We start from the raw sequence: 6,380 nt of genomic DNA, 5'->3' as shown, positions 1-6,380 counted from the left end.
CGTCAGATGTGTATAAGAGACAGGCCGTGGGAAGGGTGGGGGCAATGCACCCCTCCTCACCATCCGCGCCATCGACCTGTATGAACGCCCCGTCCGCTTCGTGAAGCCCTTCCGCTTCGGCAGCGTGACGGTGGAGGCGGCTCCCCAGGCCTTCGTCCGCGCTTTGGTCCATGTGGACGGCGTCGGCGAGGCGTGGGGCGGCACCGCCGAGATGATGATGCCGAAGTGGTTCGACAAACGCCCGGACCGCAGCCCGGACGAGACGGTGAACGGCCTGCGCCGCTCCCTGCGCCTCGCCCGCGACGCCTACGGGACGGATCGCACGGACACCGCCTTCGGCCATCACGCAGCGGCCTACGAGACGCAACGGGCGGCCTGCCGCGCCGCCGGGCTGCCCGACCTGACCGCCGCCTACGGGCCGGCGCTGATCGACAAGGCGGTGCTGGACGGTCTGCTGCGTGTCCTGGACACGGATGTCTTTACCGGCATGCGGGCGAACCGCGCCGGGATCGACGCGCGGCTGACGCCCGACTTGGCGGGCTTCGACCTTGACGGCTTCCTCGCCGGGCTGGAGCCGCGGACGTCCGTGACGCTCCGCCACACGGTCGGGCTGCTGGACGAGCCGGAGGCGCTGCGCGCCCTGCTGGCGCGGGAGCGGCTGGGCCGCTTCAAGATCAAGCTGGGCGGCGATCCGTCCGCCGATCTGGCACGACTGGCCGAGATCGCCGGCGTTCTGGACGCGGCGGCGGGCGACTACCGCGCCACGCTGGACGGCAACGAGCAATACGCGGATGCCTCCGCGCTCGTCGCCTTCGTAGCGGGGCTGGAGCGCGACCCGGCGCTGGCGGGGTTCCGCGGGCGCCTGCTCTACATCGAACAGCCGGTGGCGCGGGAGCGCGCGCTGGAGGCGCCGCTGGGCGCGGTGGCGGAGCGCATTCCCTTCATCATCGACGAGTCCGACGACGGCTACGACGCCTTCCCGCGCGCCCGCGCCGCCGGTTACCGCGGCGTGTCGTCCAAGTCCTGCAAGGGTCTCTACAAGGCCGTCCTCAACCGGGCGCGCTGCGCGGCCTGGGGGGCGCCGCACTTCATCGCCGCGGAGGACCTGACCTGTCAGGCCGGGTTGGCGGTGCAGCAGGATACGGCCCTGGTCGCGCTGCTCGGCATCGCCGACGCGGAGCGCAACGGCCACCAGTACGGAAACGGCTTCGACGGGGCGCCGGAGGCCGAGGCCTTCCTCGACGCGCATCCCGGCTTCTACACCCGGCGGGACGGCACCGTCCGCCTCGCCACGGCGGGCGGCAGCCTGCCGACCGAAACCCTGGCCGTCCCCGGCTTCGCCTGCGCGGCGCAGCCCCGGTGGGACCGCCTGTCCCCCCTGCAGAACGAATAATCCCCTAGGGAGTCCCCGACATGAGCACGAAGCGCCTTGGTATCATCATGCATGGCGTGACCGGCCGCATGGGCATGAACCAGCACCTGATCCGGTCGATCCTCGCCATCCGGGCGCAAGGCGGCGTCACGCTGTCCGACGGGTCCCGCGTCATGCCGGACCCCATCCTGGTCGGGCGCAACGCCGAGAAGATCCGCGAGCTGGCCCAGCGCCACGGGGTGGAGCGCTGGACCGACAATCTGGACGCGGCCCTGGCCAACCCGGACGACACGATCTTCTTCGACGCCGGCACCACCCAGATGCGCCCGACGCTGCTGCAGGCGGCGATCCACGCCGGCAAGCACGTCTATTGCGAGAAGCCCATCGCCACCAACCTGGAGGAGGCGCTGCGCGTCGTCCGGCTGGCCGAGGAGGCCGGGGTGAAGAACGGCACCGTGCAGGACAAGCTGTTCCTGCCCGGCCTGCAGAAGCTGAAGATGCTGCGCGACAGCGGCTTCTTCGGAAAGATCCTCTCGGTGCGCGGCGAGTTCGGCTACTGGGTGTTCGAGGGCGACTGGCAGCCGGCGCAGCGCCCCTCCTGGAACTACCGGGAGGAGGACGGCGGCGGCATCATACTCGACATGGTCTGCCACTGGCGCTACGTGCTCGACAACCTGTTCGGGCAGGTGAAGAGCGTCTCCTGCCTCGGCGCCATCCACATCCCGGAGCGCTGGGACGAGCAGGGCAAGCGCTATCAGGCCACCGCCGACGACGCGGCCTACGCCACCTTCGAGCTGGAGGGCGGAGTCATCGCCCACATCAACTCCTCCTGGGCGACGCGGGTGTACCGCGACGATCTGGTGACATTCCAGGTGGACGGGACCCACGGCTCGGCGGTCGCGGGCCTGAGCGACTGCGTGATCCAGCCGCGCCAGGGCACGCCGCGTCCGGTGTGGAACCCGGACCAGAAGCAGACCATGGACTTCTACGCGACGTGGCAGCCGGTGCCCGACAACCAGCCGACGGACAACGGCTTCAAGACGCAGTGGGAATCCTTCATCCGCCACGTCGTCGAGGACGCCCCCTTCGACCACGGCCTGATCGAGGGCGCCAAGGGCGTGCAGCTTGTCGAGGCCGCGCTGAAGAGCTGGAAGGAGCGCCGCTGGGTCGACGTTCCTTCGCTGACCGCCTGACCGGAGGGCCTTGTCCATGGCATTGACCATCAAGCTGCCGCGCGCCGACCGCTCGCTGGAAAGCTACGAGGTCGCCCCCGCGCGGGGCTTCCCCGCCCGCACCGACCGGCCCTTGAACCGCGTGGCCTACGCCGCCGCCCACATGGTGGCCGACCCGCTGGCCGACAACGACCCCTGGCTGACCCCGGCCATCGACTGGGACCGCACCATTGCCTTCCGCGAGCATTTGTGGGACCTCGGCTTCGGCGTGGCCGAGGCGATGGACACCGCGCAGCGCGGCATGGGGCTGGACTGGAACGCCTCGCTGGAGCTGATCCGGCGCTCCCTGACCGCGGCGAAGGCGCGCGGCAACGCTCTGATCGCCTGCGGGGCGGGCACCGACCATCTGGCGCCGGAGGACGCTCGGTCCCTCGACGACGTGATCCGCGCCTACGAGACCCAGGTCGCCGCGGTCGAGGACCTCGGCGGGCGGGTGATCCTGATGGCGTCGCGCGCGCTCGCCCGCGTGGCCAAGGGGCCGGAGGATTACGTCCGCGTCTACAGCCGCATCCTTTCCCAGGTGCGCAGCCCGGTGATCCTTCACTGGCTGGGCGACATGTTCGACCCGGCGCTGGCCGGCTATTGGGGGACGGACGATTTCCCGGTGGCGCTCGACACGGCGGTCGGCATCATCAACGACTTCGCGGCCAAGGTCGACGGGGTGAAGGTCTCCCTGCTCGACAAGGACAAGGAGATCGTCATGCGCCGCCGTCTGGCCCCCGGGGTGCGCATGTACACCGGCGACGACTTCAACTACGCGGAGCTGATCGCCGGCGACGCGGAGGGCCATTCCGACGCTCTGCTGGGCATCTTCGACGCCATCGCCCCGGCGGCGGCGGCGGCGCTTGCCGAACTGGCGGCGGGGGAGGAGGGGCGCTTCCACGAGATCCTGGCGCCGACCGTTCCGCTGTCCCGCCACATCTTCAAGGCGCCGACCCGCTTCTACAAGACCGGTGTGGTCTTCATGGCCTACCTGAACGGTCACCAGGACCATTTCACGATGATCGGCGGGCAGGAGGGCACGCGCTCCACCCTGCATCTGGCCGAGATCTTCCGGCTGGCCGACAAGGCCGGGCTGCTGCGCGACCCGGAAGAGGCGGTGTGGCGCATGGCCGACGTCCTGGCCGTCCGCGGCATTGAAGCGGTGTGAGGATAACTCCCTCTCCCCTCTGGGGAGAGGGTGGCGCCGAAGGCGCCGGGTGAGGGGGTTTTCGGGGGACCGGACGCTCAGGCATCGAGGGCCCCCCTCACCCTGCCCCTCTCCCCTGAGGGGAGAGGGGACAAGAATGATAGGAGATTCCAGATCATGCGCGACTTCTCCGGCGATCATCGCTGGCTGTCCATCAACACGGCTACGGTGCGCAAGCAGGGCGACCTGCTGCAGATCTTCGACGCCTGCGCCCGCCAGGGCATCCGCGCCGTCTCGCCCTGGCGGGATCAGGTGGCCGTGGTGGGGCTGGATCGCGCCGTGCGGGCCGTGAAGGAGCTGGGGCTGGAACTGTCCGGCTACTGCCGCGGCGGCATGTTCCCTGCCGATCCCGACCGCCGGGCCGAGGTGCGCGACGACAACCGCCGCGCGGTGGACGAGGCGGTGGCGCTGGGCGCTCCCTGCCTTGTGCTGGTGGTCGGCGGGCTGCCGCAATTCTCCCGCCCCGGCTCCCCGCCGTCCAAGGACATCGCGCTGGCCCGCGCCCAGGTCGAGGACGGCATTGCCGAGTTGCTGGACCACGCCCGCGGCGCCGGGATGCCGCTCGCCATCGAGCCGCTGCACCCCATGTACGCCGCCGACCGCGCCTGCGTGAACACGATGCGCCACGCGCTCGACCTCTGCGACCGCCTGGACCCGCAGGGAACCGGAGCGCTGGGCGTGGCGTTGGACGTCTACCACGTCTGGTGGGACCCGGAGCTGGAGGCGCAGATCCGCCGGGCGGGCCGGAATCGCCTGTGTGCCTTCCATGTGTGCGATTGGCTGGTGCCGACCGCCGACCTGCTGGAGGATCGCGGCATGATGGGCGATGGAATGATCGACATCCCAATGATCCGTGGCTGGGTGGAAGCCGTTGGATTCCAAGGCTATTCCGAGGTCGAAATATTCTCGCGCCGGTGGTGGGCACGACCTTTGGATGAGGTGCTGTCGGTCTGTGTCGAACGGCATCGGTCTTCGGTGTGAAGCGGCGCCTAAAAAGCAGTCATTCTGGCGGAAATGAGTAAAATTTGAGCATAAAAGAGTGACATGCATAATTCGTAATCGAATGCTGGGCTGTAAATCGCTGCGGATTCCCTGACCCGCCTTCCTGAAAACCCGTTGTGGCATCACATTTGCGAAGGACACCCCCGGGCGCCTGAGGCGGGCGCCAGACCAAAGAACGGGGGGTATTCACAATGTTCAAGACGGGGTTCCAGTCGGGCTTCAAGACCGGTCGCACCCTTGCGGCTGCCGCCGGCCTTGCCGTCACGTTCGCCGCGGGCTTCGCCGCCCCGGCGTCGGCCCAGGACACCATCAAGGTCGGCATCCTCCATTCCCTGTCGGGCACCATGGCGATCAGCGAGACCACGCTGAAGGACGTCATGCTGATGCTCATCGAAGAGCAGAACAAGAAGGGCGGCGTTCTCGGCAAGAAGCTGGAGCCGGTCGTCGTCGATCCCGCCTCCAACTGGCCCCTGTTCGCCGAAAAGGCGCGCGAGCTGGTCAGCAAGGACAAGGTGGCCGCAGTGTTCGGCTGCTGGACCTCGGTCAGCCGCAAGTCCGTCCTGCCGGTGTTCGAGGAGCTGAACAGCATCCTGTTCTACCCGGTGCAGTATGAAGGCGAGGAGTCCTCGCGCAACGTCTTCTACACCGGCGCCGCTCCGAACCAGCAGGCGATCCCCGCCGTCGACTATCTGGCGGCGACGGAAGGCGTGCAGCGCTGGGTGCTGGCCGGCACCGACTACGTCTACCCGCGCACGACCAACAAGATCCTGGAAACCTACCTGAAGTCCAAGGGCGTGAAGTCCGAGGACATCATGATCAACTACACCCCGTTCGGCCATTCCGACTGGCAGAACATCGTCGCCGACATCAAGAAGTTCGGCTCTGCCGGCAAGAAGACCGCAGTGGTCTCGACCATCAACGGCGACGCCAACGTCCCCTTCTACAAGGAGCTGGGCAACCAGGGCGTCAAGGCGCAGGACATCCCGGTGGTCGCCTTCTCCGTGGGTGAGGAGGAACTGGCCGGCATCGACACGAAGCCGCTGGTCGGCCATCTCGCCGCCTGGAACTACTTCATGTCGGTGGACACTCCGGAGAACAGCGACTTCATCAAGAAGTGGCAGGCCTTCACCAAGAACGACAAGCGCGTCACCAACGACCCGATGGAAGCCCACTACATCGGCTTCAACATGTGGGTGAAGGCGGTCGAGAAGGCCGGCACCACCGACAGCAACGCGGTGATCGACAGCCTCGTCGGCGTGTCCGTCCCGAACCTGACCGGCGGCTACTCGGCCATGCTGCCGAACCACCACATCACCAAGCCGGTGCTGATCGGCGAGGTGCAGGAAAACGGCCAGTTCGAGACCGTCTCCAAGACGCCGGGCCTCGTGGTCGGCGACGAGTGGTCGGACTTCCTGCCGGACAGCAAGGACCTGATCTCCGATTGGCGCGCCCCGATGTCCTGCGGCAACTTCAACGTGAAGACTGGCAAGTGCGGCGGCAAGGGGTCGTGAGGACTGCCTGAACGCCTTTCGGTAACTGTCTGCGTGATGCCCCCTCCCTAACCCCTGTCTCTTATACACATCTC

Annotated in this window: 5 protein-coding genes; all 5 read left to right on the top strand. The window is 68.0% G+C overall.

The window, feature by feature from the left end; translation table 11 throughout:
- Positions 1–100 precede the first annotated feature (100 nt).
- The 5 genes from Q4I23_RS29350 (at position 101) to urtA (ending at position 6,306) form a co-directional block, all read left to right on the top strand.
- Positions 101–1,393: a hypothetical protein gene (locus Q4I23_RS29350; RefSeq protein WP_498528553.1), complete on the top strand. Its 1,293-nt coding sequence runs from the start codon at positions 101–103 to the stop codon at positions 1,391–1,393.
- A gap of 20 nt (positions 1,394–1,413) precedes the next feature.
- Positions 1,414–2,565: a Gfo/Idh/MocA family protein gene (locus tag Q4I23_RS29345; protein WP_498528552.1), complete on the top strand. Its 1,152-nt coding sequence runs from the start codon at positions 1,414–1,416 to the stop codon at positions 2,563–2,565.
- 16 nt (positions 2,566–2,581) lie between these two features.
- Complete coding sequence (locus Q4I23_RS29340) at positions 2,582–3,754, top strand: dihydrodipicolinate synthase family protein (RefSeq protein WP_498528551.1); 1,173 nt, start codon at positions 2,582–2,584, stop codon at positions 3,752–3,754.
- A 156-nt stretch (positions 3,755–3,910) separates the two neighbouring features.
- The gene (locus tag Q4I23_RS29335) at positions 3,911–4,774 is read left to right on the top strand and encodes a sugar phosphate isomerase/epimerase family protein (protein WP_498528550.1); all 864 of its coding nucleotides are present in this window, start codon (positions 3,911–3,913) and stop codon (positions 4,772–4,774) included.
- A gap of 212 nt (positions 4,775–4,986) precedes the next feature.
- The gene (gene urtA, locus Q4I23_RS29330) at positions 4,987–6,306 is read left to right on the top strand and encodes an urea ABC transporter substrate-binding protein (RefSeq protein ID WP_237903147.1); all 1,320 of its coding nucleotides are present in this window, start codon (positions 4,987–4,989) and stop codon (positions 6,304–6,306) included.
- Positions 6,307–6,380 lie beyond the last annotated feature (74 nt).

The organism is Azospirillum sp. UFLA03-27, assembly GCF_059803775.1.
The sequence above is the reverse complement of the archived record's forward strand: the minus strand, read 5'-3'. Positions and strand labels throughout refer to the sequence as shown.